The organism is Kitasatospora sp. NPDC002543, from assembly GCF_053594915.1.
Genome location: NZ_JBSFWR010000044.1, coordinates 1 through 25,987 on the forward strand (window position 1 = coordinate 1; position 25,987 = coordinate 25,987).

Below are 25,987 nucleotides of genomic sequence, written 5' to 3' on the forward strand. Positions count from 1 at the left end.
GCGACCGGCTCGCGCGGCCAGTCCCGGCAGACCAGGAGGCTGCCGAGGCCGGTCGCGGTGGCCGGGTCGTACGGCCAGGTCTGTTCGGCGGTCAGGCGCTGCCGGGTGCGTTCCAGGGCGGCCGCGCGGCCCGCGACGGGGGTGTCCGTGCTGCCCCACGGGAAGCGCGAGTCGGCGCAGACGGTGGCGGCGTGCAGCCCCTGGCTGAGCGCCCCGGCCGGCGCGGCGTCGCCCTGGTGGACGGCCTCGACGAAGGCCTGGAGCTTCGCGGGTTGCCCGGCGGCGGCCTCGTGCAGGGCTTCGGCGACCCCGCCGTAGTTCGGGTCGGTGAACTCGTAGCTGGTGAGGGCGTCCAGGATCCGCGCGCCGTCGCCGTACCGCCGGACGGTGGCGGCGAGGTCGGCGGCCGGGTCGGTGGCGCAGCCGGTGGCCTGGCAGGCGGCCCGCAGGACGCGGGCGGTGGCGGGCAGGGCGGCGAGGTCGAGCGGGTCGTACCCCTGCTGCGGCACCACCGAGTCGAGCACCAGCCGGGCCACGCGTGCCGGGTGGGCGAGCGCGTACCGCTCGGCGACGAGGGTGCCGTAGGAGACGCCGTCCAGGGTGAGGCGCTGGTCGCCGAGGGCGCGGCGCAGCAGGTCGATGTCGGCGACGGTGTCCGCGGTGCCGTAGAAGCGGGCGTTGGGGCCGAGGGCGGCGGCGCAGTCGGCGACGGACCGCTCGCGCGGCACGGCGAGGTCGGAGGAGCCCATGTCCTCCTGGAGGCCGGGGCACTGGAGCGCCCGGGCGCCGGTACCGCGCTGGTCGTACATGACCAGCCGGTAGTCCTTGAGGACGGGCTCCAGCTTGCCCGCGATCCGCTTCATCAGCGGCACGCCGGGCTGGCCGGGGCCACCGGTGAGGAACAGCAGGTCGCCCTTGGGGGCGGTGGTGTTGCCGGTGACGGCCACCGCGAGGTCGAGGGTGCCGGGGACGGCGCCACGGTGGTCGAGTGGGACGGTGAGGGTCCCGCAGGTGAACTCGGGCGCGTCCGGGCAGGGCGCCTGACCGGTGATCCCGCCGCCGGGGCGGGCCGGGGCGACCTGGGCGCCGGTTCCGGTGGAGGCGCCCGTGGAGATCCCGGTGGAGACTCCGGTGGAGACCCCGGTGGAGGCGAGGGCGGGGGTGGCCAGGGTGGTGCCGGCGACCACCGCGACGGCGCCCAGCAGGGCGGCGAAGCGGCCGCGCGTGCTCGTCATGTTCGTCCTTCCGCTCGCACCGCGCCGGGCCGGCGCGGTCACGGAAGCAGCCTGCGCCCCGGGAGACTTCGAAGCGAGCGGATATCCGGGGATGCGGCCAGGGACGAACCCCCGCAGCGGGTCAGGGCGTACCCCCACGGCGGGTCAGGACGCCCCCGACGACGGGTCGGAGCGACTCCCCGCGACCGGTCAGGCCAGCGCCCGAGGCAGCACCACCCGCACCCACTCCTCCGGCTGCGACAGGTGCGGGGCGTGCCCGGCTCCCTCGTACAGGTGGCGCTCCGCCTTGGGTAGCGAGAGGTCGATCAGGTCCAGCACCTCGCCGAACATCGGCGCGCTGTCGTCGCTCTGGGTGAGAAGGGCGGGCTCGCCGTAGCGCGCGAGCCCCGCGAGGTCGAGGTCGAGGGCGTCCGGGTCGCGCAGCTCGTCCAGGTAGGTGGGCGCGTTGCGGATGTAGGTGTGCCGCACGGGTGCGGGCAGCTGCTCCCAGGCGCCGGGGCCGAAGGCGAGGCTGTCCACGAACAGCTCGGCGGCGGCGGCCGACTCGGCCTGCTCCAGCAGCTCCCGGACGGCGGCGATCCGGTCGGCGAAGGCGGTGCCGATCGGCCGCAGGTCCGGGTCGGCGAGCAGGACGCCGGAGCCCGGCGGCTCGTGCACGGCGATCCCGCGCAGCAGGTCGGGCCGGGCGGTGGCGAGCCGGAGGGTGACCAGCGCGCCGTAGGAGTCGCCGTAGGCGAAGGCGGGCGCGAGGCCCAGTCCCTGGATCAGTCCGGCCAGGTCGGCCGCGTCCTCGTGCACCGAACCCTGGGTGAGCAGGTCCTCGCTGCGGCTGTGCCCCCGGCGGTCGTAGGCGACCGCGGTGGTGGACTCCGCCAGGCCCGGCAGCACCCGTGCCCAGGAGTCCGCGTCGCTCCAGGAACCGTGCACCAGGACGACGCCGGGGCCCTCGCCGTGGGCCTCGTAGTGCAGCGCCACCCCGTTCACCCTGATCTCGGCCATCACGAGCCTCCCGGTCTCGGCGGTGCTCCCCCACCCAGACTGACACAACCACCCGGAAGGCTCAGATCCTCCGGTCGCGGGCCCGGTGTGCCCCCGGAGCCCCGTTCCGGCGGCCCTTCCGCCCCTCGCCGCCGTGCCTCCGTGCCGCCCCGGCCCCGGGCCCGCCCGCCCGCCGCCCGGTACCTACCGGTGCCGCCCGGTACCGCCCGGGCACCGCCGGGTCAGCTCATCACCCGCACCGGCGGCTCGTCCCTCGTCCCGTCCTCCGCCACCACCGTGAACCGCTCCGAGCCCGAGACCGACAGGTCCACCGGATAGAGGGACGCGGTGTCGTTGACGTCCAGCACGGCGCTCTGCCGCCCGGTCGCCGCCTCCACCCTGGTCACCCGGCCCCGGGTCATCGCCCACACCGAGCCGCCGTCCACCACCAGGCCGGTCACCTGGTCGTCCAGCCCGGCCGTCCACCGCTTGCGGCCGTCCGTGAGCGAGTACGCCAGCAGCCGGCCGGTGGCGGTCCGGCTCGGGTGCTTGCCGCCGCTGATGCCGACGTCGCCGGGCTTCTCGCCGGGTACGACGAACAGGTCCCCCACCACCACCCCGCCGAACAGCGGCCGGGCGCTGAACTCGTCGAAGGCGTGCAGCCCGCCCAGCATCACGTCCAGGTCGTACTCGTCCCCGGCGACCGCTATGGCCGCCTGCTGCCGGCCGCTCCGGTCGAAGCTGAGCACCGCGTGGGTGCCGCGCTCGGCCTGGGCGTCCACCCACACCGCGAGCGGGTCGACCGACACCACCGCGAGGTTCTTCAGCCCGCCGGCCGCGGGCAGCACGATCCGCCGCTGCTCACGGCCGTCCGCGGGGGTCAGCGTGCGCAGCACGGGCTGGGTGGCGTCGCCGCACTGCGCGACCGTGACGGCGTCCGCGGGCCCGCCCGCGACCTGCAGCGGGGCGCAGCCGGGATCGGCCGGGCTGCGCCACAGGTCCCGGCCGTCGGCCAGCCGTACGGCGCGCCAGCCGGCCTTCTCCTGGAGCAGGGCCTGCTGCCCGGCCACCGCGACGACGTCCGGTGCCGCGTCGTCGCCGTCGCGGGCGGGCGCGTCCACGGCGGCGGTCCAGCCCTCCCTGCCGTCGGCGAGGTCGAGGGCTGTGACGGCGGCGCACGGCTTGTCGTGCGCCGCATGGCCGATCAGGCCGACGGCGCCGCCGCGGCCCGTCCCGTCGGAGCCGGTCGCCCGGCTCATCGCGCACACCGTGTCCTCCCCGGGCGGGGTCCAGCGCCAGGCGACGGCCCCGGTGGCGCGGCGGTACGCCACCACCAGGTCGGGCCGGGCCCGCACGACGAGGTCCCCGCTGGTCCAGCTGCCCACCGCGCGGATCGTGGACGGCCGGTCCAGCGGCGCCTTCCAGGAGTCGTTGAGGCCGTCCCCGGCGAAGCCGACGAAGATCCCGAGCCCCAGCAGCGCCCCGACGGCGGCGGAGGGGAACCCGGTCCTCGGGTGGATCAGCGCCCAGACGAAGCCCGCGCCGCAGGGCATCAGCCCGAGGATGCTGATGATCCCCATGAACGCGAGGCTGTCGCCGCCGAACCCGTTCGCCGGGCCGAACAGCACCGCCAGCCCCATGGTCGCGAACATCGCCCCCAGCACTCCGCCGGAGACCACCATCCAGGTCTCCTTGTCCCAGGCGAACCCCGGGCCCCACCTGGCTCGCCACCTCGCCCGGACGACACTGTCCTCGGCCTGAACGGCCATGCCGGTTTCTCCCCTGCGACGCGCCGCCCACCGCGTCGGGGCGACGATCATCGGATCGTCGCAGAGCGAGCCATGATCCGAAACAAAGAGCAGGGAAAACCCCGGCCATGACCGCACATACCCAGGGCCGGCCCCGTTCCCGCCGCCCCGCCCGGCCTGCGGAAATCGATTGTCCGCCGGCACGGCGCTGACTAGCGTTGCCCGGCATGACCACGACTCCCACCACCCCCGACTGGCGCACCGCGAACCGCGCCAACTGGGACGAGCGCGTCCCCGTGCACGCCGACGGCCCGTTCTACGACCTGCCCGGCTTCGTCGCGGGCCGTGACACCCTACGGGACTTTGAACCCGCCGAGGTCGGCGACGTCACCGGCCGCACGCTGCTGCACCTCCAGTGCCACCTCGGGCTCGACACCCTCTCCTGGGCCCGCCGCGGCGCCGTCGTCACCGGGCTCGACTTCTCCGCCCCGGCCGTCGCGGCCGCCGAGGGCCTCGCCGCCAGGATCGGCGCCGCCGACGCCCGCTTCGTCACCGCCGACGTCTACGAGGCCGCCGAGGCCCTCGACGGACGGACGTACGACATCGTCTACACCGGCTTCGGCGCGCTCTGCTGGCTCCCCGACCTCACCCGTTGGGCCCGGACGGTCGCCTCGCTCCTCACCCCCGGCGGCTTCCTCTACCTCGCCGAGCACCACCCGGTGGCCGACGTCCTCGCCGACGACGGGCGCGGCTTCGAGGAGGACTACTTCGAACGGACCCCGATCGTCGTCGACCACCCCGGCACCTACGCCGACCCGGACGCCCGGCTCGACGCCACCGTCACCGTCCAGTGGCAGCACGGCCTCGGCGACGTCGTCACCGCCCTGGCCGCCGCCGGCCTGCGCCTGGACTTCCTGCACGAGCACGCCCACGGCCACTTCCGCGTCCCGGCCGGCTCCCCCGCCCCGCAGACCTACTCGCTCCGGGCCACCAGGCCGCGGTGACCGCGGCCGGGCCGCCGCGCCGGCCTCGCGGCGGCGCCGGGGGCGTCCGTCGCACGGCGGGCAGGTCGCACCCCCCTCAGCTCCAGCCCGTGTCCCCGCCCCGGTCCCCGCCCGCGGCCGGCTCCCCGCCCGGCACCCAGTTCCCGTGCAGTCCCAGCGGCACCCGCACCGGCAGGTGGACGCGGGCGACGGGCTCGCCGGTGAAGTCCTGCGCGGACAGGATCACCAGGTCCGCCGCACCGCGCGCCGGGTCGTGGACGTACGCCATCAGGTACCCGTCGTCCTCCGCCGCCGGCGACTCGGCGGGGACGAACACCGCCTCGCCCACGGCGCCGTCCCGCCCGAACTCGTGGGCCTCGACGGTCCCGCGGAGCAGGTCGTGCTTGAGCAGGGCGTTGCTGAAGCCCTCGTCCGGGCGGTCGTCCCCGGGGCCGGTCGGCGGCGCGTAGAGCTCGACGGCGGCCGCGTAGCCGTAGCGGTAAGGGCGGCCGGTGTGGCGTGAGTTGAGGCGGGGGAACTCCTGGACCCGGTCGTCCAGCCGTTCCTCCCGCACCGTGCCCGCCGCCAGGTCGAGCGTCCAGCGGTCGAGCGTGGGCCGGCTGGCGCCGATGGCGCGCAGGTCCATGCCCGACGGGTGCCGCACCACGTCGACCACCAGCACGTCCGGCGTCCGCTCGTACGCGTTGAGGGTGTGCCCGACCAGGTGCGGGGTGAGCTCGAACCACCGCACCGGGCCGCCCTCGCGCGGCATCACCCCGACCCGGGCGGCGCGCCGCTCGTCCCAGGTGAAGGGCACTCCGGTGGCCAGGTGCGCCGCGCTGAACACCACCGGTGTGTCGTACAGCAGCACGAACCGCTCGGTCAGCGCGAAGTCGTGCATGTACGGGTTGCCCGGCACCTCGATCAGCGTGCTGCGCCGGACGGTCCCGGCGGCGTCCATCACGATGTGCTGCACCTGCTCGGAGCCGTACCGGAAGGCCAGCGAGTGCAGTTCCCGGGTGTGCGGGTCGAGGATCGAGTGGGCGTTGGCGCTGTACCCCTGCGGCGTGGCGCCCAGCGCGCACGGCCCCACCGTGTCCAGCTCGTAGGTGAGTTCGTACGGGCGGATGCCGCCCTCGATCAGCGCGTAGGTGCGCCCGGCCAGGCCCGCGACCTGCACGTTGGGGGAGATGTCGAGCCGCTCGTCGACGGGCGTGCCGCGCCGGGGCTCGCCGAGCCGGTCGGCGACGGCACCGGAGCGGACCCAGCGGTTGCGGTACCACTCGGCCCGGCCGTCGCGGATCCGGACGCCGTGCACCATGCCCGCGCCGAGGGTCCACAGGTGGGCGGCGGGGTCCTCGATGCCCAGCGGGTTGGGGCCGTTGCGCAGGTAGCGGCCGTCGAGGTGGGCCGGTATCCGGCCGGTGACGGGCAGGTCGTGGACGGTGACCTCCTCGGTCACCGGGGCGAAGTTCCCGGACAGGTAGCGGTTGCGGGCCGTGCCGCTGCGGATCGGGTCGGCGCGAGCCGTGCCGCTGCGGATCGGGTCGGCGCGAGCCGTGCCGCTGCGGATCGGGTCGGTGCGGATCGGGTCGCCGGTGCTCATGGTGTCTGTCTCTCGTCCGGTGATCGGGTGTCGGCTCCGAACGCCCGCCCCAGGGCGGCCATCAGCGCCTCGTAGCGCGCCCCGGCCTCGGCCGGCGCGAAGTGGCCGGCGAGCTCCAGGCTCACCGCGCCGTGGGTGGCCGCCCAGAAGAGCTTGGAGACCTCGTGGGCGTCGCCGGGCCGGAAGACCCCGGCCGCCACACAGGCCTGCACCGCGGCCACCGAGGCGCCGAACGCGCTGTCGGCCACCGCCAACGCCTCGGCGCCGGGGCGGAATCCGGGCACCGGCTGCTCGAACATCACCCGGTAGTAGGCGGGTTCGGCGATCGCCCGCTCGCGGTACGCGCGGCCGAGCTCGGTCAGGTACGCCAACGGGTCGCTGCCGCGCGGGACTTGCTCCTGGGCCCGGCGCAGCCGCGCGAAGCCCTCCCGGTACAGCGCGTCGAGCAGCCCCTCCTTCCCGCCGAACATCGTGTACAGCACCTTGGTCGAGGAGCCGATCTCGGCGGCGATCCGGCGCACGGTCAGCGCGGCGGGGCCTTCGGCGACGAGGAGGGAGATGGCGCGGTCGAGGATCACGGCGCGGACGGCGTCCTGGCCGATCCGCTGCGCGTCCTGGTAGGGCGTGCTCATGGGTAACAACGTAACCCATCGGAAACAGTGTTACCACCCTTCGCCCGCAAGGGGTTTCGAAACCCGGGCCGACCCGGCGCGGCGCACCGGACCGGACCTCACCCGCACCCGCACCCGCACCCGCACCCGCACCCGCACCGCCGAACGAACGGGCCGAGACGGCGGAGCGCGTCGCCGACCGTCCGCCACGGCGCGCCAACCCTGCGCCACGGGCGGAGAGTTGACACAGGCCGCGGACCCGCCCGGGGCGGCCCGGAGCCACCCGCACACAGGGTCTCCACATCGTGCTGAGCCGACCGGGTGCACCTCGGCACCGGACAGTACGCGTACGCCCGGTCGGCTCGTTCTGCAGTACATGCCTCCCCAGAAGCCCCCTCCGTTCCCGCTGCCCGCGCCCAGCACCACAGGGAGGAGGTTCCCGTGGCCGTGATCGGCCGTGCGACGGCCACCGTGGTCGCGCTGGGCATCCTGCTCATCCCGGCGGCCGTCACCGCCGGCTCCGACCTGCCGCCCGAGCTCGGCGCGGGCTGGTGGGAGGTGTCGGCCGGCGCCGCCAACGTCCGGGTCGACCACTTCGGTGAGGACACCGTCATCGGACTCGCCCGTTCGGGTGACCGGGTGGAGGTGGTGGACACCTGGACCTCGCCGCTCGGCGCCCGCTGGGCGAAGGTCATGGTGGTGCGCACCCGGGTCTCCGGCTGGGTCCTGTGGTCCCTGCTCGCGCACCGCGACCCGTCCTCGGAACCGTAGAATCCGCCTGTACACATCAGGAGGGAATTCGCGTGTTCCGAGCGCAGCGTCCGCGCACCGCAGAGCTGACCCCGTGGCAGGGGGAGGAGCCGGTCACCGGCGTCGCCCTGCTGCTGCCGGGCGGATTCATCCGCAGTCGGCGCGCACCGATGAGGGTCGCCGAGCTGGGCCTGCGGGACCTGGCCGCCGAGCTCACCGAGCGCGGCCGGCCGCACGGTCTCGCGGTGCACCTGCTGCGCTACCGCGTCGGCGGCTGGAACGGCGCCGACGCCGACACCGCCGTCGACACCCGCTGGGCGCTCGACGAACTCACCCGGACGTACCCGGGCGCACCCGTCGTCCTGATCGGCAATTCGCTGGGCGGGCGGGCCGCCTTCTGGTCCGCCGGGCACCCCTCGGTGGTCGGCGTGGCCGGGATCGCGCCCTGGCTGCCCAGCGGCGACCCGGTCGACCAGCTGGCCGGGCGGCGGGTGCTGATCGTCCACGGCACCGGGGACCACAGCACGGCCAGTGCCACCCGGTCCCTCGAGTACGCGCTGCGCGCCCGGCGGGTGGTGCCGGACCTCGCGCGCTACGAGGCCCCGGGAGCCAACCACTACCTGTTCCGCGAGTCCCGCGACATCAGCGCGCTGACCACCGCCTTCACCCTGGCCACCCTGGGCGCCGAGCCCGCTCCGCTGATGGCGGGGGCGGTCTGCACCCGGCTCCCGGCGCGGGTGTAGCCCGCACTCCCCCGCTCCATCCCCCGCGTCCCACGCCCCCGCGTCCCGGGCCTCCCCTGCCGATCGGCAGGGGAGGCCCGGTCGCGTTTCCGCGGGATTCCTGCCGATCGGCACATGTGCGAACGGGGTCCCGGCGGTCAGTCTTGGGGCATCACCACGGCGGCCACCCGGGCCGCCGGGGAAGGAGCCTCCACCGTGTTCGTCGACCGAGCCCAGCGGTTCCCCGCCGTCCGCTTGCAACTGACCGACCGCCAGTCTCGTGTACTCCTGGGCGGGTCAGTCCGACCCGCACCCGTCCCGACCGCTTCGGAGAACACATGGCCACCACCAAGCCCGCCGCCCTCGCCCTGGGCCTCGCCGCCGTGGCTCTCGCGGCCGCACCCACCGCGCCCGCCCTCGCCGCCACATCAGCCGGCCCTGCCGGCCCTGCCGGCCCCGCCGGCCGGATACCGCTCACCCGCCTCGATCCGGCCGCCCTCGACGCCGCGTTCGCCGCCCGGCCAGGGGATCCGGCCGCGGGCGCCGTCGCCCGGGTGACAGCCGACGGCCTGGTCTGGCGCGGCAGCGCCGGAGATCCGGTGAGCGGACGGCCGGTGGCACCGAACGCCGCGTTCCGGATCGGCAGCATCAACAAGACCTTCGTCGCCGCGGTGCTGCTCCAACTGGCCGCCGAGCGACGGATCTCACTGGACGGCACCGTCCAGCAGTACCTGCCCGGCACGCTGCCCGCGGCCTTCGCCCTGCCGATCACCGTCCGCCAGCTCCTCAACCACACCAGCGGCCTTCCGCAGGCCGTCGAGGGCCCGGACGTCAAGGACAACGACGACCTGATCGCCCGGCGCTTCACGGTCGAGACGCTCGACGAGGTCGTCCGGCGGACGCTCCACCCCGACCCCGAGAAGGGCCTGCCCGAGCCGAAGCCCGCCTTCGCCCCGGGCGCCGAACAGGAGTACAACAACTTCAACTACCGGCTGGCGGGCCGGATCATCGAGCAGATGACCGGCCACACGATCAGGGAGGAGGTGACGGCCCGCGTCCTGGAGCCGCTCGGCCTGCGGCACACCGAGGTGACGGAAGGCAGGCCCGCGATGCCCGAGCCCCGCCTGGCCGGCTACTACCCCGACAACGCCCACATCCCGACGGACGTCTCCGAGCAGGGCGGCAACCCTGAATCGATGGTGTCCACCCCGGCCGACCTCGACCGCTTCCTGCGCGCCCTGCTGGACGGCGAACTCCTGCCTCCCCAGCAGCTGCGGGAACTGTTCACCCTGCCGCGGGACGCCTCCGGCCGGCCGGTGCCCGTGCGCGGGGCGGGCGAGTGCCGGTTCGGGCCGGACAAGGGGCGGGCCTGCTACAGCGCCGGACTGATGGCCATCCCCCTGCAGGACGGCACGGTGGTCTGGGGCAAGACCGGGCACGACCTCGGGTACGCCGACGGCCTGTTCGCCACGCCGGACCTGCGCAAGCGGCTGGTCTACTCCGTCGGCACCTGGGAGCCCACCCCGGCACCGGCGCTCCGCCTCGCCGTCACGGCCTTCGGCCCCTTCGCCCCCTGAGCCCCGCCGCACCCGCCCGTCCCCGGCGCCGCCCGCCCCGCCCTCCGCCACCGCCCCCACCCCGGGAGGAAACCGCGTGATCGCCGTCCCCGACGGGCTCGCCCGCACCACCGTCGACCGCGAGGGAGCCCCCGGCGCGGCCTGGATCGCCGGACTCCCCCGCCTCGCCACCGAGCTGCTGGACCGCTGGGACTGCGCGCCGGACGGCCCGGCCACCCACGGCGGAGTCGGCCTGGTCCTCCCGGTCCGGCAGTCGGCGGGGCGCACCGCCGTGCTGAAGGTCTCCTTCCCCCACCCGGGCAACGTCCACGAGCCGGACGCCTTCGCGGTGTGGGCAGGCCGGGGCGCCGTCCGGCTGTACGAACGGTGCGACGGGCAGTTCGCGATGCTGCTCGAACGGGCGAGCCGGACGACGCTCGCGGAGGTCCGGGACGGCGACGAGGTACTGACGGTCGCCGGGCGGCTCAGCCGCCGGCTCGCCGTCCCGGCGCCACCGGGCCTGCCCCGGCTGAGCGAGCGGGCAGCCGACTGGGAGGCCCGGCTGCGCGCCGACGCGGCCTCCCTGCCCCACGCCCTGCCGGCCCGCACGGTGGGCGCCGCCCTCGCGACCGTCCGCGAACTCGGGCGCGCCCAGCCCGGCGTGCTCGTCCATGGCGACCTCCACCCCCGCAACATCCTGCGGGCCGAGCGCGAACCCTGGCTGGCCGTGGATCCGAAGGGGTACGCCGGAGACCGGGCCCACGACGGCGGCACCCTGCTCACGGTCCACGCCCTGACCCTGCTCGACGCGCCGGACCAGCACCGAACAGTCCTGCGCGCGCTCGACGTCTTCGCCGAGGCCGCCGAGCTGGACCGCGAACGCACTCGCCGCTGGGCCCAACTCCACGCCGTCCGAGCCGCGTTCCGAGGCCGGCGGCACGGCTTCCGGCGCGCCCGGAGCGGCCCCGAGCGTGACCGGCTCACCCGGTACGCGGACGGTCTCGCCGAGGCACTCACCCCGGCCCGGTGAGTCCGCGCCGGCCCGTTGGACCACGCCCGTCGCGGACCCCGCGCCGCTCCGGGCGCCGAAATCGCGTTGGCGGTCGACGGTCCGCACTGCCTATGGTCGGGGGATGACCACACGAACCTTCCGCATCATGGTGCGCGGCGTCTTCGACGGCCTCACCGAGGACCAGCGCGCCGACCTGCTCGCCGCCGCCCCCGAGCACGACGTCCTGCGCGCCGCGTTCACCCGCGAGGGGCACCTCAGCTACGACCTCTCCGCGCGCACCGCCTTCACCTTCCGCTTCCTCGACGAGGGCGAGGCCGAGGAGGACATCCTGGAGGCCACCGAGCGGGCCGAGCAGTCGGCGCGCGACTGGCTCACCGAACGCGGCTACGGCTGGAAGAACCTCCGCTCCCAGGCCGAGGACCTCTCCCAGGCGCCCCTCGGCAAGCGACAGCGCCGCGCCGCCGGCACCGCCCGCTGACCCGACCCCTCCCCCCCGGCCACCTCCTTGAGGGCTCCGCATGGAGATATGCTTGAGCAGTCAAGGAGGTGGCAAATGACAGAGCACCCGGAACACCCGGAGCAGACCGAGCGCACGGAGCCGACCGGGACCGCCCCGGCCGCACCGAACCCCGGCACGAGCCCGAACCCCGGCACGAGCCCCGGCCCCGACCCGTTGGACACCGCCCTGCGGCTGGTCCGCGCCCAGACCGCCCTGGTCAAACGCTTCGACGCGAGCCTCGGCGGCCTGCACGGCGTCAGCCTGGCCGACTTCACCATGCTGCTCCACCTCTCCCAGGCCCCCGGCGGCCGGATGCGCCGGGTCGACCTCGCCGAAGCCCTCGGGCTCACCGCCTCCGGCGTGACCCGCGGCCTCGCACCGCTGGAGCGGATCGGCCTGGTCGCCCGGGAGGCCGCCGCCCGTGACGCCCGGGTGGCCTACGCCGCCCTCACCCCTACCGGCCGCGAACGGCTCGCCGACATGCTGCACACCGCCCGCCAGGTCGCCGCCGACCACTTCGCGGCGGACCGCTGGACCCCCGAGGACCTCGGCCGGCTCTCCACCCTGCTCACCCGCCTCGGCGGCACCGCGCCCGGCCAACGCCTCGGCTGAGAGCCCCGCTCCCGTCCGGGCCCCCTCCCGACCGAGCCCCCACTCCCGGCCGGGCCGCACGCCCCCGGGCACACCGCCCCCACCCCACCCGCCGTTCCACCCCACGTCCTAGGCTGGCCCCGCACCACTCGCACCACCCGCACCACCCCACCCCGCGGAGGGCAGCACCATGACCGACACCCCCGGCACCGGGCCCGGCCGGGAGCAGGCCCTCGCCGACGCCCAACGCGCGCACTGGCAGCAGACCTACACCGCCAACCCCGGGATGTACGGCGAGCAACCCTCCACCCCGGCCGAGTACGCCGCCGAGGTGTTCGCCGCCGCCGGGGCACGGGACGTGCTGGAACTCGGCGCCGGGCACGGCCGGGACGCACTGCACTTCGCCCGGGCCGGCTTCCACGTGCTGGCCACCGACTTCAGCCCGACCGGTCTGCGGCAGCTGCGCGCCGCCGCGGCGGACCAGGGCCTGGCCGACCGGCTCTCGGCCCTCACCCACGATGTCCGCACCCCGCTGCCCCTCCCCGACGCCTCCGTCGACGCGGTCTTCGCCCACATGCTGCTCTGCATGGCGCTCTCCACCGAGGAGATCGAGGCGCTGGCCGCCGAGGTCCGCCGGGTCCTGCGCCCGGGCGGCACCCTCGTCTACACCGTCCGCCACACCGGTGACGCCCACTACGGCGCAGGCACCGGCCACGGGGACGACATCTGGGAGCACGGCGGCTTCGCCGTCCACTTCTTCCCCCGCGAGCTGGTGGACTCGCTCGCCGAGGGCTGGCACCTGACCGAGGTCCACCCCTTCGAGGAGGGCGAACTGCCCCGCCGCCTCTGGCGCATCACCCAGGAGACCCCCCGATGACCGCACCCGACGCCGCCACCCCGGAGACGACCGCCCCCGAGGCGGCCATCCCCGAGGCGATCACCCCCGAGGCCGCCGCTTCCGGAGCCGCCGTTTCCGGAACCGCCGCGCGGGCCGCCGGCCTCGCCCCCGATCTCACCGTCGACGGCACCGGGCTGCTCTGTGTCCAGCTCCTGCTCCGGCTGCGCGCCCGGATCGCGCACCTCCCCGCCGGCGCGGTGGTGCACATCCACACCACCGACCCCGCCGCCCCGCTCGACCTCCCCGCCTGGTGCCACCTGACCGGCCACGAGTACCTCGGTCCGGTGCCGCACGAGGCCTCCGACCGCGAGGTGTACGCGCTGCGCCTCACCTCGGCCCCGGTCCCCACCCGCCCCGACCGCCCCTGGCACCCGGTGCCCGACATCGACTGACCGGTACCCCGCTCGCCCACGGCACCCGGAAAACCCCGCGCGCCGGCCCGCACCACCGGGACAGACTGCTGCCCATGCCCGCAGCCGACGCCCCGCCCCCACCCAAGCCTCCGCCCACGCCCCCGCCCCCGCTCCCGCTCCCGCTCCCCACCGCCAACCACCTCCTCGGCCGGCCGCCCGACGCCCGCCTCCTGCTGCTCAACTGCGACGACCTCGGCCTGCACGAGTCCGTCAACCTCGCCGTGATCGACGCCGTCCGGAACGGCATCGCCGCCTCCTGCAGCCTGATGACGCCCTGCGCCGCCGCGCCGCACGCGCTCCGGCTGCTGCGCCGGCACCCGGAGGTCCCCTTCGGCGTCCACCTGACGATGGTCTGCGAGTCCGCTGACCTCCGCTGGGGCCCGCTCACCGCCCGAGACCGGGTTCCCTCCCTGCTCGACGCCTCGGGCGCGTTCTTCGCCCCCACCCCCGCCGGACGCGCCGCGCTACTCGCCCAGGCCCGGCTCGACGAGGTCGAGCGCGAGTTCCGCGCCCAGATCGACGCGGTGGCGGCCGCCGGCCTCGCCCCGACCCACCTGGACTTCCACTGCCTGGCCGACGGCGGCCGCGCGGACATCCTCGACCTCACCCTCGCGCTCGGCGCCGAGTACGGCCTGGCGGTCCGGGTCTGGCTGCCACCCGCGTCGGCCCGGATGCGCGAGCGCGGCCTGCCGGTGGTGGACCGCGGCTTCCTCGACAGCTTCACCGTCCCGCTGGACGACAAGCCCGCCCACTACGCCCGCCTGCTCGCCGCCCTCCCGCCGGGCCTCACCGAGTGGGCCCTGCACCCGGCCCTGGCCAGAGCGAACTCCCAGGCCCCGGGGGATGGTTGGGACGTCCGGCGCACCGACCACGCGTTCCTGGTCTCCCCCGAGGCCCGTCGGCTGCTCACCGAACACGGCATCACCGTCCTCGGCTACCGCACGCTCCAGGAGGCCTGGCAGCGGGCCCGAGCACGGTCCGCGCCCCCGACCCCGCCCGGTGTGCCACGATGAGGAGGCACGAACGATCCAGTGCCACTGGGAGGTTGACCACCGTGGACCCGATCATCAGCTGCCGCTGGCAGGACCCGAACGGCGAGTGGGCCCTGACCGTCGGCCACAACGGCGCCGACTGGGAGCTGCTCGCCTCCGCCCCCTCCTGGTCGGAGTCGATCCCCTTCGCGAACCCGGAGGAGGTCCGCCGCCTCGCCCAGGCCCTGCTGGACCTGCCCGCCGAACCCGAGCCGTACGAGTTCGAGTGGCAGCTCTCCCGCACCGGTCCGGACCCGGCCGGGGGCGAGTCGCGGCCCCACTTCGCGACCTTCGCCGTCGGCCTCGACCCCACCGACGACCACCGCCCGTACCTCGCCTACCAGTCCTACTACGACCTGGGCCGGGCGACCGGACTCGGCCTGGAGGTGATCTGCGAGGACCCGCCGGTCGACCACCTCCGCGCCCAGGCCCACGCCTTCCTCACCACCTACCCGGGCCCCACCCGCCGGTAGCCGCCCGACGCGGACCGGCCGACCGGCGCCGCCCCACCGGCGCCCACCCCACCGGAGCCCGCCGAACCGGCCCCGGCTCACGCCACGGCGCGCACCGCCCACTCCATCTCCGCCGCCCGGCTCTCGGGCGGGGACCAACCGTTGACCACCGCCAGCAGCTCCAGGTACCGCTCCCGCCGCGGATCGGCCATCGCCCCCAACCGCTCCGCCAACCGGTCGCGCACCGCCCCGGCATCCCCCGGCACCGCCCCCGCGCACCACCGCCCGTACCGTTCCACCAGCTCCGCGACCACGGCGGCCGCCTCCGCCGACCCCGGCTCCACCCCGGCCGCGACCGCCGGTCCGGCCAACTCCCCGACCGCTACCGCCAGTCCGGGCCTCGGTACACGCGATCCGGCTCCCGCCGCCCCGGCCGCGGACTTCCGGAACACCGTCTCGGCGGCCTCCGCCTCCGCGGCCTCCGCCTCGGCGAGCCCCCGCAGCAGCGCCCGGAACCCGGCGTCGCCCGCCAGCCGCGCCAACTCCACCCAGGCCTCGATCTGTTCGACCGACGGATCCTGCGGCAGCTCCGGCGTCAACGAGCGCGCCGCGGCCGCGAACCGCTCGCCGCCGCTCCCCGTCCCACCGCCCCCGATTCCGCCGAACACCCCCGCCAGGAACTCCCCGATCAGGCGCTCCCGTTCGTCCTCCGTGAGCCGGGCCAAGCGGTGCACGATCGTCAACTCCTCAGGTGTGGAACCGAGTCTGGCCACCGCCCCGAGCACGGCGCGCCGCAGCCGCAGCACCCGGATCCGGAGGTCGATCGCCTCCGCCTGCGCGGCGGCGACCTCGGCCGGCGCCAGTTCGCGCTCCACCACCCGCCGGATCACAGGCAGTCCGAGCCCGAGCTCCCGCAGGGTGCGGACCAGTTCCAGGCGCGCGACGGCGTCGGCGCCGTACCGCCGGTGGCCGGCCGGATTGCGGTCGGCCGGCGACACGATGCCCGCGTCCGAGTAGAAGCGGACGGTCTTGACCGTCAGCCCCGTCCGCCGGGCCAGCTCACCGATGCCGTACGTCGTGTCGCCGTTCATGACCCCACCCTGCTACCTCCCCCCACGGGAGATGCAAGCCCCCGCCGGGGAGGTGGCCCCCGCCGGAGGCGACCCGGCGGCCGGGATCACGCCCCACCGGGATCACGCCTTGCCGGAATCACGCCCCCACCGGAAGCCGCCCCCAAACGGGAGCGGCCCCGGCCGGAGGCACGACCGCCTCCGCCCGGGGCCGGCACCGCCGCCGTCTCAGGCGGTGCGCCGCAGCAGCGCCAGGTACATCGCGTCCGTCCCGTGCAGGTGCGGCCACAGCTGCACGTCCGGGCCGTCGCCGAGCGCCGGGACGCCGGGCAGCAGCGGGCGCGCGTCGATCCACTCGACCCGGCCGCCCTCGGCCCGCAGCACGTCGTCGACGACCGCGCGGGTCTCCGCGAGGTGCGGCGAGCAGGTCGCGTAGCCGACCACCCCGCCGACCCGGGTGGCCTCGATCGCCGAGCGCAGCAGGTCCCGCTGGAGCGGGCCGAAGGCCGCGATGTCGGACGGCCGGCGCCGCCAGCGCGCCTCCGGGCGGCGGCGCAGCGCGCCGAGGCCGGAGCAGGGCACGTCGACCAGCACCCGGTCGAAGCCGCCGGAGCGCCAGGCCGGGCGGGTCCCGTCGGCCGCGATCACGGTGTACGGGCCGGGGTTGCCCTCCAGCGCCCGCGCCACCAGTCGGGCCCGGTGGGGCTGCTTCTCGCTCGCGACCAGCGCGGCGCCCCGCTCGGCGGCCAGCGCCCCGAGCAGCGCGGCCTTGCCGCCGGGGCCGGCGCAGCCGTCCAGCCAGAGCCGGTCCGGCCCGTCCAGCGGCGCCGCGGCCAGCGCCAGCGCGACCAGCTGGCTGCCCTCGTCCTGCACGCCCGCCCGGTTCTCCCGGACCGCCTCGACGGAGCCCGGGTCGCCGCCCTCGGCGAGCCGCAGCGCGAACGGGGACCAGCGGCCCGGCTCGGCCTCCGGCAGCGCGTCGGCCAGCTCGCCGACGGTGGCCCGGCCGGGGCGGGCGATCAGGGTGACCTCGGGCCGCTCGTTGTCGGCCCGCAGCAGTTCCTCCATCGCGGTGCGTCCGGAGGCGTCGGGCTGCCAGCGGCCGAGCGAGTCCCAGAGGGCGGAGACCACCCAGCGCGGGTGCGAGTGGACGACGGCCAGGTGGTCCTCGGCGTCCTTGTCGTACGGCGGGGCGACCTGCTCGATCCAGGCGTCCAGGTCGTGGGCGCTGATCCGGCGCAGCACGGCGTTGACGAACTTGGCCTTGCCGTCGCCGAGCACCACCCGGGCCAGCTCGACGGTCGCCGAGACGGCCGCGTGGCTGGGGATGCGGGTGGTGAGCAGCTGGTGCGCGCCGAGCGAGAGGACGTCCAGCACCGGCGGGTCGACCTTGCTGAGCGGTCGGTCGATGCAGGCGGCGATGATCGCGTCGTAGGTGCCCTGCAGGCGCAGGGTGCCGTAGACCAGCTCGGTGGCGAGGGCGGCGTCGCGCCGGTCCATGCCCTTCTGCTCGGCCTCGCGGAGCAGGGAGGGGAGGATCAGGTTGGCGTACGCGTCGCGCTCGTCGACGGCGCGCAGTGCGCGGAACGCGACGATCCGGGCCGGGTCCTTCTTCGGACGGCGGTGCGGGCGGGGGGCGCGCTTGGCGCTGGGGGTGGTCACAGGTGCCTCAAGGTGCTGCGGTGGTTATCAACGAACGACTATCAACGAACGGCTGTCAACGAACTGCTGTCGACGAACACGGGCGGTCTCGATCGGCCTCGAACGAACAGTAGCGCCAAACCGGGGCGTCAGCCCCCGAAGCGCTCCCCCGCCTCCAGCCGCGCGCCCCGGGCCCAGTCGGCGGCCCGCATCTCCTTCTTGCCCTGCGGACGCACCTCCCCGAGCTCGACGTCGTGGCTGCCGGTCCCGACCCGGACGCTGTTCTTGCCCGCCATGGCGACCTCGCCCGGCGCCAGCTCGGCGGAGTCCGGCAGCAGCCGGACCGGCCCGGTGACCTTCAGCCGCTCGCCCCGGAACTCCGTCCAGGCCCCCGGTGCCGGCGCGCAGCCCCGCACCACCCGGTCGATCCGCAGCGCGGGGTGGTTCCAGTCGATCCGGGCGTCCTCGACGGTGATCTTCGGCGCCAGGGTGACGCCCTCGGCCGGCTGCGGCACGGCGTGCAGGGAGCCGTCCTCGATGCCGTCCATGGTGGCCGCGAGCAGCCGCGCCCCGGAGACCGAGAGCCGGGTGAGCAGCTCGCCGCTGGTGTCGCTCGGGCGGATCTCCTCGGTGATCACGCCGTAGACCGGGCCGGAGTCCAGGCCCTGCTCGATCAGGAAGGTCGACGCGCCGGTGACCTCGTCACCGGCCAGCACCGCGTGCTGGACCGGGGCCGCGCCGCGCCAGGCGGGGAGCAGCGAGAAGTGCAGGTTGACCCAGCCGTGCTTGGGGATCTCCAGGGTGCCGGGGCGCAGCAGCGCGCCGTAGGCGACCACCGGGCAGCAGTCGGGGGCGAGCTCGGTGAGCCGGGCGACGAAGTCCGGGTCGCTGGGCTTCGCCGGCTTGAGGACCTCGATCCCGGCCTCCTCGGCGCGCTGAGCGACGGGGCTGGCGACCAGCTTGCGCCCGCGCCCGGCCGGGGCGTCGGGGCGGGTGACCACCGCGACGACCTCGTGCCGGTCCGAGGCGAGCAGGGCGTCCAGGGCGGGAACGGCGACCTCGGGGGTGCCGGCGAAGACGAGGCGCATCAAGTGCCTTTCTGGTGGAGGAAGTCGGTGAGGCCCGCGGGGGACGGACCGCGACAGGGGAACGGACGAGGAGGGGGACGGAGGGTCAGCGGGCGGAGCCGAAGGTGCTGTGCGGCGAGACCTTGACCACCGGGGCCGGCCCGCCGCCCCAGTCCGCCTCCCGGATCGCCTTCAGCGCGGCCTTGCGCTGCTCCCGGTCCAGACGGTCGATGAAGACGATGCCGTCCAGGTGGTCGGTCTCGTGCTGGATGCACCGGGCGAGCAGCCGGGTGCCCTCCAGCGTCACCGGATCGCCGTACATGTTGAAGCCCTTGGCCACCACGCCGTACGCGCGCTTGGTGTCGTAGCGCAGCCCGGGCAGCGACAGGCAGCCCTCGGGGCCGTCCTGCTCCTCCTCGCTCAGCGACAGGTCGGGGTTGATCAGGTGCCCGGTGACGCCGTCCACGTGGTATGTGAACACCCGCAGGGAGACGCCGAGTTGGGGCGCGGCGAGGCCGGCGCCGGGGGCGTCCAGCATGGTGTCGGTGAGGTCGGCCACCAGCTTGCGCAGTTCCTTGTCGAAGGTGGTCACCGGCTTGGCGGTGGACCGCAGGACGGGGTCTCCGAAGAGACGGATCGGCTGGATCGCCACGGGGTACGGGCTCCTGTCCGTAGGGGCGCGGGCTGCGGTCGGCCGCTGGTTCACCCGCCAGTCTATGCAACCCGCGCGGCCGCCCGACGGGGGCTTCCCCGGGGCCGGATCGGCGGCCGCCGCGGCCCGACTGTGCCGAGCCGCGTTACCCCGGCCCCCGCTTCGGCGTTGGTCAAGAGAGATTGACCGGGGCCGGGCGCATCGGGACACCGAGTGCCGGCCGACCCAACCGTACGGAAGGTGGCACGTAGGCCATGGCCGAGCAGATCAACCACGACGCCCGGGCGCGGGCGAGCCTGCACCTGCTGGTGCGGGACATCGAGCGGGTGAGGCGGCAGGTCGACGCGCTGCGGACGCTCACCGCTCAACTGGGCAACGTCTACCGTCCGCGCCGACCGAGCACCTCGGCCGGCTTCGTGGTGTACGGGCGGGCGCCGGCGCCGACCGTGCGCCTGGCGCAGGAGCTGCGGGAGAGCGTGGAGACCCTGGTGGCGGCGGCGGTCGAGTTCGACCGGGCGCTGGGCTTCTCCTGGGACTCGGTGGGCTCCGCCCTCGGGGTCACCAAGCAGGCGGTGCACCGGCGCTACGGCATGCGCCGCCCGACCAGCGAGCTCCTCGCCGCGAGCGGCGCCGTCCCGGGCCAGAGCCGCCCGGACCGCTCCGAGGAACTGCCCGCCGGCGCCGAGCGCACCGGTCTGGCGACGACCGTCCCGGCGGCCCGCCAGGGCGGCCTGGACCGCAGCAGCCTGGACCGCGCCGTCCTGGACCGCACCCCGATGGACCGCACTTCGATGGACCGCACGCCGATCGACCGCACCCCGATGGACCGCGGCGCCATCGACCGCACCCCGATCGACCGCGGTACGACCGACCGCGGCACCGCCGTCGACCGCCCCCAGCCGGACCGGCCCGGCATCCCGCTGCGCGGCTGACCGAGCCGCCGCAGCCGGGCCGTCCGGGGCGGGGTGGCCCACTCACCCCGCCCCATCGGCCCGTCCCACCGGGCCTCCGGGCCTCCGGACCGCCGACCCACCGGGCCACCCGATCACCAGGCCGCCGACCCACCAGGCCCACCAGGCCCCCCAGCCCCCCGGGCCGCCCGGCCGCGAAGCCCCCAGCTCCCCAGCCCCTCAGCCGATGTCCGTCGGATCCACCCGCACCCGCACCGGCTCCGCCGTCCGCAGCGCGATCCGCGCGATCTGCGCCGCCTTGAGCGCCGTCGCCAGCGCGGCCCCCTGCCCGGGCGACACCCGCAGCAGCGCGCGCTCCTGCTCCTCCCCCCGCAGCGCCGGCACCGGCACCGGCCCGAGCACGTCCGCCCCCTCGGGCAGCCGGATCAGGTTCAGCAGGTCCGCGACCGCCGAGGGGCTCCCGCTCACCGAGGCCATCCGGGAGACCGGCGGGAAGTGCAGTTGCGCCCGTTCGTCCCGTTCCAGCCCGGCGTGCCCCAGTGGGTCCCAGCGGACCAGTGCCTGCACCGGACGGGCCGACGGCTCGGCGACCACGACCACCGTCCCGCCCTCCGTCGAGGGGCGCACCAGCGCGGCCGCCGCGAGCCAGAGCCGCAGCGTCTCCTCCCCCGCCCGCAGGTCGGGCCGGCTCAGCAGGGCCCAGCCGTCGAGCAGCAGCGCGGCCCCGTACCCGCCGCCCTCCACCACCGGTTCCGCGCCGGGCGTGGAGATCACCAGGGAGGGCTCGTCCGGCACGGTGGCCAGCACCGAGTCCCGGCCCGAGGTCCGCACCGGGATGCGCGGGAACGCCTTGCCCAGTTCCTCCGCCGTCCGCCGGGCCCCGACCACCTGGGCGCGCAGCCGGAAGGACCCGCACTCGGGGCAGTGCCAGTCGTTCTCCGGTTCCCCGCACCAGCCGCACACCAGGGCGTCCGCCGAGGGTGCCTCCAGCGGCCCCTCGCAGCGCCGGCAGCGGGCGGGGGTCCGGCAGCGTCCGCAGGTCAGTCTGGGCACGTAGCCGCGCCGGGGCACCTGGATGAGCACGGGGTGACCGGCGGCCAGGGACTCCCGGGCGGCTTCCCAGGCCACCGAGGGCAGCCGGGCGGCCTGGGCGGCGGCGTCCCGGTGCTGGTCCTGGTCGGTGACGGTCCGCACCCTGGGCGCGACCTGCCGCACCGTCTCGCGGTCCGCGACCAGCGGGCGCGCCCAGCCGGTGCTGACCAGCTGCGCGCCCTCGACCGTCACCGCGTGCCCGCCGAGCAGCACCGCCGCGCCCTCGTCGGCGGCGCGCAGCAGCGCCACCTCGCGCACGTGCGGGTGCGGCGCGCGCGGGTCGCTGTGGCTGTTGTCGCCGTCCGACCAGACGACGACCAGCCCGAGGTCCCGCACCGGCGCGAACATGGTGGCCCTGGTCCCGATCACGGCGTGCACCGAGCCGCGGCTCACCGCGAGCCAGCGCCGGTAGCGTTCGCGCGGGCCGAGGTCGGCCTCCAGCGCCACGTGCATCCCGGGGCCGAGCAGCTCGGTCAGGGCCTGGTCGACCCGGGCCACCGAGCGTCCTTCCGGGAGCACCACCAGCGCCCCGCGCCCGCCCGCCAGTGTCGCGGCCACTGCCCGGGCGATCTCGTACGGCCAGCCCGGGCCGGGCAGCGCCGACCAGACGGCGCGCGGCGAGCCGCCCCCGGCGAGGGCGGCGAGGAAGTCCGGTCCGGCCGGGTAGCGCTGCCAGCCGCCGGGGGCGGGGGCGGCCGGGCGGGGCAGCGGGGGCGGCGAGGGTTCGGCCTCGGCCTTGGCGTGCCGGGGCGGGACGGCGAGCTGGAGCACGTCGGCCAGCGTCCCGGCGTACCGGTCGGCGACGGTGCGGCACAGCCGCAGCAGCTGCGGGGTGAGCACCGGTTCGGGTGAGAGCACCTGGGCCAGCGGGGCGAGCGGGCCGGCGAAGTCGCTCTTCTCCAGCCGGGCGACGATGAAGCCGTCGTGCAGTTCCCCGCCCTCGCGCTGGCCCCGCACCACCCGGGCCCCGAACCGCACCCGGACCCGCACGCCGGGCTGGGCCTCCTCGGCCATGCCGGCCGGCACCTCGTAGTCGAAGAACTTGTCGATGGTGAGCACGCCCTTGTCCACCACGACCCGGGCCACCGGCAGGTGCTCGGCCCGTTTGGCCCCGTGCCAGGTGCGCGGCTTGGCCCGCTTGACCGTCTCCCGGATGAACGCCAGCTGCTCGGGCTCGGCGCCCCCGTTCTCCCCTGTGCTGCTCATCGCCACCAAGTACTACCAGGTCACACCGACAACGCACGAAGCGGCGCCCACCCCCGTTCGGGGGCGGGCGCCGCCTCAAGCATTGCTCGGCACCGCTCGACACTGCTCGGCGCCACGGGGCACCGCCGGTGCCCGGGCCGCGGACGTCAGTCCTGCACGGCCGCCTTCAGCTGCTCCACCCGGTCGGTGCGCTCCCAGGTGAAGTCCGGCAGCTCACGGCCGAAGTGGCCGTACGCGGCGGTCTGGGAGTAGATCGGGCGCAGCAGGTCCAGGTCGCGGATGATCGCGGCCGGACGCAGGTCGAAGACCTCGGAGACGGCCTTCTGGATCGCGAGGACCGGCACGCTCTCGGTGCCGAAGGTCTCCACGAACAGGCCGACCGGCTCGGCCTTGCCGATCGCGTACGCGACCTGCACCTCGGCGCGGCGGGCGAGGCCGGCGGCGACGATGTTCTTCGCCACCCAGCGCATCGCGTACGCGGCCGAGCGGTCCACCTTGGACGGGTCCTTGCCGGAGAAGGCGCCGCCGCCGTGGCGGGCCATGCCGCCGTAGGTGTCGATGATGATCTTGCGGCCGGTGAGCCCGGCGTCGCCCATCGGGCCGCCGATCTCGAAGCGGCCGGTCGGGTTGACCAGCAGGCGGTAGCCCTCGGTGGTCAGCTTGATGCCCTGCTCGGCCAGCGCCTTCAGCTCCGGCTCGACCACGAACTCGCGGATGTCCGGGGTGAGCAGCGACTCCAGGTCGATGTCGCTGGCGTGCTGGGTGGAGACGACCACGGTGTCGAGGCGGACGGCCTTGTCGCCGTCGTACTCGATGGTGACCTGGGTCTTGCCGTCGGGGCGCAGGTACGGGATGGTCCCGTTCTTGCGCACCTCGGTGAGGCGGCGGGAGAGGCGGTGCGCCAGGGTGATCGGCAGCGGCATGAGCTCGGGCGTCTCGTCGGACGCGTAGCCGAACATCAGGCCCTGGTCACCGGCGCCCTGCTTGTCCAGGTCGTCCTCGTCACCCTCGACCCGTGCCTCGTACGCGGTGTCGACGCCCTGCGCGATGTCGGGCGACTGGGCACCGATGGACACCGAGACGCCGCAGGAGGCGCCGTCGAAGCCCTTCTTGGAGCTGTCGTAGCCGATCTCCAGGATCTTGTCCCGGACGAGCTGGGCGATCGGCGCGTACGCCTTGGTGGTCACCTCGCCGGCCACGTGCACCTGGCCGGTGGTGATGAGCGTCTCCACGGCGACCCGGGACGTCGGGTCCTCCCGGAGGAGAGCGTCAAGGATGGTGTCGCTGATCTGGTCAGCGATCTTGTCGGGGTGTCCCTCGGTCACGGACTCCGAGGTGAACAGGCGGCGAGACACAGCGCTCCCTGGGGTTGCAGCGGCTGCTGACTGAAGTTCCCCGGGGCGACCCGGGGAACTCCGGAAAGACTTGATTCCTGGAGTCTAACGGTCTGGTTCCGTCGAACGTCACCCGCTTCAGGATTTCTCGACCGCCGCGCGACCGGTTCCGATCAGTTGCCGCCCATTTCCAGCCGCTTTGCGACCAGGTCCCAGACCACGTCCGCGAGCGCCTCCTTCGGGCCCACCGGAACGGCGGTCTCACTGCCGTCCGAGCCCAGAACCACGGCCTCGTTGACGTCCGTGCCGAAGGCCTTGCCGTCGCCCACCTCGTTCACGACGAGCAGGTCACAGCCCTTGCGGGCGAGCTTGGCGCGGCCGTTGGCGAGCACGTCGTCGGTCTCCGCCGCGAAACCCACCACGAGTTGACCCGAACGGGCCCGGTGGGCCGACACCTCGGCCAGGATGTCGGGGTTGCGGACCAGGGCGACGGGCGACGGCTCGACCCCCTCGACCTTCTTGATCTTGCCGGTCACGTACTCGGCGGGCCTGAAGTCCGCCACCGCCGCGGCCATGACCACGGCGTCCGCGTCCCGGACCGCCTCCAGCGCCGCCTCGCGCAGCTGCAGCGCGGTCGAGACGTGCACCACGTCCACCCCGGCCGGGTCCGGCAGCTCGGCATTGGCCGAGAGCAACGTCACTCGGGCCCCGCGCGCCGCGGCCGTCGTGGCGAGCGCGTAGCCCTGCTTGCCGGAGGAGCGGTTGCCCAGGTAGCGGACCGGGTCCAGCGGCTCCCGGGTGCCGCCGGCCGAGACCACCACGTGCCGGCCCGCCAGGTCGGTCGGCACCGGCCCGCCCCGGCGCAGCACCGCCCGGCAGGCGTCGAAGATCGCGGACGGCTCGGGCAGCCGGCCCTTGCCGGTGTCCTTGCCGGTCAGCCGCCCGACGGCCGGCTCCAGCACGATCACACCGCGCCGGCGCAGGGTGGCCACGTTGTCCCGGGTGGCCGGGTGCTCCCACATCTCGGTGTGCATGGCGGGCGCCACCACGACCGGACAGCGGGCGGTGAGCAGGGTGTTGGTGAGCAGGTCGTCGGCGAGGCCGTGGGCGGCCTTGGCGATCAGGTCGGCGGTTGCCGGGGCGACCACGACCAGGTCGGCCTGCTGCCCGATCCGCACGTGCGGCACCTCGTGCACGCGCTCCCAGGTCTCGGTGGCGGCCGGACGCCCGGACAGCGCGGCCCAGGTCGCCTCACCGACGAAGTGCAGCGCGGCCGCGGTCGGCACCACGGTGACCTGGTGGCCCGACTCGGTGAAGCGTCGCAGCAGCTCGCACGCCTTGTACGCGGCGATCCCGCCGCTCACGCCGAGGACCACGCGGGGGGCGTCCGCACTCAGAGTCATCTACCGGCCTTTCTCCGCATCGGGGCTCCGCATCGGGAACGCGCCCACCCTACGGCCCCGCGGCCGGCACCCGCTCGGCGCCCCTCCCCGCGGCGGAACGGGCTTCCGGGGGGTCTGCGCACCCCACGGGGAACACCGGCAGCCCCCGGGGAACACCGCACCCCGGGGAACACCGGAGCCCCGCCCGGGAAACACCGAAGGGCCCGGCGGAAACGATTCCGCCGGGCCCTTCCGGAAATTCAGCGACCGCCTCAGGCAGCCTCGACCGCCTCGGCGGTCAGCATGCCCGCGTTGATCTCGCGCAGCGCGATCGACAGCGGCTTCTCGTGCACGTGGGTGTCGACCAGCGGGCCGACGTACTCCAGCAGGCCCTCGCCGAGCTGGGAGTAGTACGCGTTGATCTGCCGCGCGCGCTTGGCGGCGTAGATCACGAGGCTGTACTTGGAGTCGGTGGCCTCAAGCAGCTCGTCGATCGGCGGGTTGATGATGCCCTCGGGCGCGGTCATCGAAGAGGACACGCTAAAAC

At 75.3% G+C, this 25,987-nt stretch carries 25 protein-coding genes; 12 read left to right on the forward strand and 13 right to left on the reverse strand.

Annotation, left to right across the window (positions count from 1 at the left end):
- From ACWD4P_RS19835 to ACWD4P_RS19845, 3 genes are all read right to left on the reverse strand, one after another.
- Positions 1–1,235, reverse strand: a 1,235-nt coding sequence (locus ACWD4P_RS19835; protein ID WP_449780424.1) for an alpha/beta fold hydrolase, incomplete at its 3' end; no start/stop codon positions are given.
- A gap of 189 nt (positions 1,236–1,424) precedes the next feature.
- Positions 1,425–2,234 (reverse strand): alpha/beta fold hydrolase, encoded by an 810-nt coding sequence (locus ACWD4P_RS19840; RefSeq protein WP_359819598.1) that lies wholly within the window; start codon positions 2,232–2,234, stop codon positions 1,425–1,427.
- Between the two features lie 221 nt (positions 2,235–2,455).
- On the reverse strand, positions 2,456–3,982 hold the full coding sequence (locus ACWD4P_RS19845; protein ID WP_449780425.1) for an outer membrane protein assembly factor BamB family protein: 1,527 nt from the start codon (positions 3,980–3,982) through the stop codon (positions 2,456–2,458).
- A 206-nt stretch (positions 3,983–4,188) separates the two neighbouring features.
- Here ACWD4P_RS19845 and ACWD4P_RS19850 point away from each other — a divergent pair, with 206 nt between their 5' ends.
- Entirely contained in the window at positions 4,189–4,965 is a 777-nt protein-coding gene (locus ACWD4P_RS19850; RefSeq protein ID WP_449780426.1) for a class I SAM-dependent methyltransferase, read from the forward strand.
- A gap of 76 nt (positions 4,966–5,041) precedes the next feature.
- Here the strand turns inward: ACWD4P_RS19850 and ACWD4P_RS19855 are convergent, their stop codons facing one another.
- A complete protein-coding gene (locus tag ACWD4P_RS19855) occupies positions 5,042–6,550 on the reverse strand; it encodes a carotenoid oxygenase family protein (RefSeq protein ID WP_449780427.1) in 1,509 nt (502 codons plus the stop codon).
- The gene (locus ACWD4P_RS19860) at positions 6,547–7,182 is read right to left on the reverse strand and encodes a TetR/AcrR family transcriptional regulator (protein ID WP_449780428.1); all 636 of its coding nucleotides are present in this window, start codon (positions 7,180–7,182) and stop codon (positions 6,547–6,549) included. Before ACWD4P_RS19860 ends, ACWD4P_RS19855 begins: the two co-directional genes overlap by 4 nt.
- Positions 7,183–7,602: 420 nt before the next feature.
- Between ACWD4P_RS19860 and ACWD4P_RS19865 the strand changes: the two genes are divergently transcribed.
- From ACWD4P_RS19865 to ACWD4P_RS19910, 10 genes are all read left to right on the forward strand, one after another.
- Positions 7,603–7,932: a hypothetical protein gene (locus tag ACWD4P_RS19865; protein WP_359819583.1), complete on the forward strand. Its 330-nt coding sequence runs from the start codon at positions 7,603–7,605 to the stop codon at positions 7,930–7,932.
- A 32-nt stretch (positions 7,933–7,964) separates the two neighbouring features.
- The gene (locus ACWD4P_RS19870; protein WP_449780429.1) at positions 7,965–8,654 is read left to right on the forward strand and encodes an alpha/beta hydrolase; all 690 of its coding nucleotides are present in this window, start codon (positions 7,965–7,967) and stop codon (positions 8,652–8,654) included.
- A 317-nt stretch (positions 8,655–8,971) separates the two neighbouring features.
- Complete coding sequence (locus ACWD4P_RS19875) at positions 8,972–10,210, forward strand: serine hydrolase domain-containing protein (RefSeq protein ID WP_449780430.1); 1,239 nt, start codon at positions 8,972–8,974, stop codon at positions 10,208–10,210.
- Positions 10,211–10,286: 76 nt separating this feature from the next.
- Entirely contained in the window at positions 10,287–11,219 is a 933-nt protein-coding gene (locus ACWD4P_RS19880) for an aminoglycoside phosphotransferase family protein (RefSeq protein ID WP_449780431.1), read from the forward strand.
- 103 nt (positions 11,220–11,322) lie between these two features.
- Positions 11,323–11,679 (forward strand): DUF6204 family protein, encoded by a 357-nt coding sequence (locus ACWD4P_RS19885; protein ID WP_359819571.1) that lies wholly within the window; start codon positions 11,323–11,325, stop codon positions 11,677–11,679.
- Between the two features lie 75 nt (positions 11,680–11,754).
- Positions 11,755–12,312: a MarR family winged helix-turn-helix transcriptional regulator gene (locus tag ACWD4P_RS19890; RefSeq protein ID WP_359819568.1), complete on the forward strand. Its 558-nt coding sequence runs from the start codon at positions 11,755–11,757 to the stop codon at positions 12,310–12,312.
- 169 nt (positions 12,313–12,481) lie between these two features.
- Positions 12,482–13,168 carry a class I SAM-dependent methyltransferase gene (locus ACWD4P_RS19895; RefSeq protein WP_449780432.1) on the forward strand — a complete coding sequence of 229 codons (687 nt, stop codon included), beginning with the start codon at positions 12,482–12,484 and terminating at the stop codon, positions 13,166–13,168.
- The gene (locus ACWD4P_RS19900) at positions 13,165–13,581 is read left to right on the forward strand and encodes a sulfurtransferase TusA family protein (protein ID WP_449780433.1); all 417 of its coding nucleotides are present in this window, start codon (positions 13,165–13,167) and stop codon (positions 13,579–13,581) included. The genes ACWD4P_RS19895 and ACWD4P_RS19900 overlap by 4 nt, the downstream gene beginning before the upstream one ends.
- 74 nt (positions 13,582–13,655) lie before the next feature.
- Complete coding sequence (locus tag ACWD4P_RS19905; protein ID WP_449780434.1) at positions 13,656–14,615, forward strand: polysaccharide deacetylase family protein; 960 nt, start codon at positions 13,656–13,658, stop codon at positions 14,613–14,615.
- A 41-nt stretch (positions 14,616–14,656) separates the two neighbouring features.
- The gene (locus ACWD4P_RS19910) at positions 14,657–15,106 is read left to right on the forward strand and encodes a hypothetical protein (protein WP_359819557.1); all 450 of its coding nucleotides are present in this window, start codon (positions 14,657–14,659) and stop codon (positions 15,104–15,106) included.
- A 77-nt stretch (positions 15,107–15,183) separates the two neighbouring features.
- Here the strand turns inward: ACWD4P_RS19910 and ACWD4P_RS19915 are convergent, their stop codons facing one another.
- From ACWD4P_RS19915 to def, 4 genes are all read right to left on the reverse strand, one after another.
- A complete protein-coding gene (locus tag ACWD4P_RS19915) occupies positions 15,184–16,176 on the reverse strand; it encodes a MerR family transcriptional regulator (RefSeq protein WP_449780435.1) in 993 nt (330 codons plus the stop codon).
- Positions 16,177–16,383: 207 nt separating this feature from the next.
- The gene (locus ACWD4P_RS19920) at positions 16,384–17,817 is read right to left on the reverse strand and encodes an RsmB/NOP family class I SAM-dependent RNA methyltransferase (RefSeq protein WP_359819552.1); all 1,434 of its coding nucleotides are present in this window, start codon (positions 17,815–17,817) and stop codon (positions 16,384–16,386) included.
- A gap of 128 nt (positions 17,818–17,945) precedes the next feature.
- Positions 17,946–18,884 (reverse strand): methionyl-tRNA formyltransferase, encoded by a 939-nt coding sequence (gene fmt / locus ACWD4P_RS19925; protein WP_449780436.1) that lies wholly within the window; start codon positions 18,882–18,884, stop codon positions 17,946–17,948.
- Between the two features lie 85 nt (positions 18,885–18,969).
- Positions 18,970–19,515, reverse strand: coding sequence for a peptide deformylase (def, locus tag ACWD4P_RS19930; RefSeq protein ID WP_359819547.1), 546 nt, complete (start codon positions 19,513–19,515; stop codon positions 18,970–18,972).
- A 254-nt stretch (positions 19,516–19,769) separates the two neighbouring features.
- Between def and ACWD4P_RS19935 the strand changes: the two genes are divergently transcribed.
- Positions 19,770–20,447, forward strand: a complete 678-nt coding sequence (locus ACWD4P_RS19935; protein ID WP_449780437.1) for a hypothetical protein — start codon at positions 19,770–19,772, stop codon at positions 20,445–20,447.
- A 198-nt stretch (positions 20,448–20,645) separates the two neighbouring features.
- Here the strand turns inward: ACWD4P_RS19935 and ACWD4P_RS19940 are convergent, their stop codons facing one another.
- The 4 genes from ACWD4P_RS19940 to rpoZ all read right to left on the reverse strand — a co-directional run bounded on the left by ACWD4P_RS19940 (position 20,646) and on the right by rpoZ (position 25,979).
- On the reverse strand, positions 20,646–22,724 hold the full coding sequence (locus ACWD4P_RS19940) for a primosomal protein N' (RefSeq protein WP_449780438.1): 2,079 nt from the start codon (positions 22,722–22,724) through the stop codon (positions 20,646–20,648).
- A 146-nt stretch (positions 22,725–22,870) separates the two neighbouring features.
- Complete coding sequence (metK, locus tag ACWD4P_RS19945; RefSeq protein ID WP_074002394.1) at positions 22,871–24,079, reverse strand: methionine adenosyltransferase; 1,209 nt, start codon at positions 24,077–24,079, stop codon at positions 22,871–22,873.
- A gap of 152 nt (positions 24,080–24,231) precedes the next feature.
- On the reverse strand, positions 24,232–25,461 hold the full coding sequence (gene coaBC / locus ACWD4P_RS19950) for a bifunctional phosphopantothenoylcysteine decarboxylase/phosphopantothenate--cysteine ligase CoaBC (RefSeq protein ID WP_449780439.1): 1,230 nt from the start codon (positions 25,459–25,461) through the stop codon (positions 24,232–24,234).
- A 251-nt stretch (positions 25,462–25,712) separates the two neighbouring features.
- Entirely contained in the window at positions 25,713–25,979 is a 267-nt protein-coding gene (rpoZ, locus tag ACWD4P_RS19955) for a DNA-directed RNA polymerase subunit omega (RefSeq protein ID WP_030056185.1), read from the reverse strand.
- Positions 25,980–25,987: the final 8 nt, after the last annotated feature.

Bases quoted from the DNA above. Each gene is read 5' to 3' on its own strand.
- ACWD4P_RS19840 (WP_359819598.1), bottom strand. From the start codon at position 2,234: ATGGCCGAGATCAGGGTGAACGGGGTGGCGCTGCACTACGAGGCCCAC.
- ACWD4P_RS19845 (WP_449780425.1), bottom strand. From the start codon at position 3,982: ATGGCCGTTCAGGCCGAGGACAGTGTCGTCCGGGCGAGGTGGCGAGCC.
- ACWD4P_RS19850 (WP_449780426.1), top strand. From the start codon at position 4,189: ATGACCACGACTCCCACCACCCCCGACTGGCGCACCGCGAACCGCGCC.
- ACWD4P_RS19855 (WP_449780427.1), bottom strand. From the start codon at position 6,550: ATGAGCACCGGCGACCCGATCCGCACCGACCCGATCCGCAGCGGCACG.
- ACWD4P_RS19860 (WP_449780428.1), bottom strand. From the start codon at position 7,182: ATGAGCACGCCCTACCAGGACGCGCAGCGGATCGGCCAGGACGCCGTC.
- ACWD4P_RS19875 (WP_449780430.1), top strand. From the start codon at position 8,972: ATGGCCACCACCAAGCCCGCCGCCCTCGCCCTGGGCCTCGCCGCCGTG.
- ACWD4P_RS19885 (WP_359819571.1), top strand. From the start codon at position 11,323: ATGACCACACGAACCTTCCGCATCATGGTGCGCGGCGTCTTCGACGGC.
- ACWD4P_RS19890 (WP_359819568.1), top strand. From the start codon at position 11,755: ATGACAGAGCACCCGGAACACCCGGAGCAGACCGAGCGCACGGAGCCG.
- ACWD4P_RS19895 (WP_449780432.1), top strand. From the start codon at position 12,482: ATGACCGACACCCCCGGCACCGGGCCCGGCCGGGAGCAGGCCCTCGCC.
- ACWD4P_RS19900 (WP_449780433.1), top strand. From the start codon at position 13,165: ATGACCGCACCCGACGCCGCCACCCCGGAGACGACCGCCCCCGAGGCG.
- ACWD4P_RS19905 (WP_449780434.1), top strand. From the start codon at position 13,656: ATGCCCGCAGCCGACGCCCCGCCCCCACCCAAGCCTCCGCCCACGCCC.
- ACWD4P_RS19915 (WP_449780435.1), bottom strand. From the start codon at position 16,176: ATGAACGGCGACACGACGTACGGCATCGGTGAGCTGGCCCGGCGGACG.
- fmt (WP_449780436.1), bottom strand. From the start codon at position 18,884: ATGCGCCTCGTCTTCGCCGGCACCCCCGAGGTCGCCGTTCCCGCCCTG.
- ACWD4P_RS19935 (WP_449780437.1), top strand. From the start codon at position 19,770: ATGGCCGAGCAGATCAACCACGACGCCCGGGCGCGGGCGAGCCTGCAC.
- ACWD4P_RS19940 (WP_449780438.1), bottom strand. From the start codon at position 22,724: ATGAGCAGCACAGGGGAGAACGGGGGCGCCGAGCCCGAGCAGCTGGCG.
- coaBC (WP_449780439.1), bottom strand. From the start codon at position 25,461: ATGACTCTGAGTGCGGACGCCCCCCGCGTGGTCCTCGGCGTGAGCGGC.